Genomic DNA, 227 nt, shown 5'->3' with positions numbered 1-227 from the left:
CGCGGCGGGCGAAGGACATCAACCACAAGATCGCGAAACATGTGGTGGCCGAGGCGGAACGCACCGGTCGTGGGATCGCCCTGGAGGATCTGACGGGCATCCGCGAGCGGGTACGGCTTCGCAAGCCCCAACGGGCCACCCATTCCAGCTGGTCTTTCCACCAGCTGGGGCAGTTCATCGCGTACAAGGCCCGCAGGGCGGGGGTGCCGGTGATGCACGTCGATCCG

The 227-nt window shown here is 67.0% G+C and carries 1 protein-coding gene; it reads left to right on the top strand.

The genetic code is table 11. The features are described from left to right. The coding region (locus RNB18_RS53565) for an IS200/IS605 family accessory protein TnpB-related protein (RefSeq protein ID WP_311721251.1) at positions 1 to 227 on the top strand (227 nt) is incomplete at both ends.

The organism is Streptomyces doebereineriae, from assembly GCF_031845645.1.
Taxonomy (GTDB): Bacteria; Actinomycetota; Actinomycetes; order Streptomycetales; family Streptomycetaceae; genus Streptomyces; species Streptomyces canus.
Note: the sequence above shows the minus strand (reverse complement) of the source record. Positions and strands in the feature narration are given on the sequence as shown.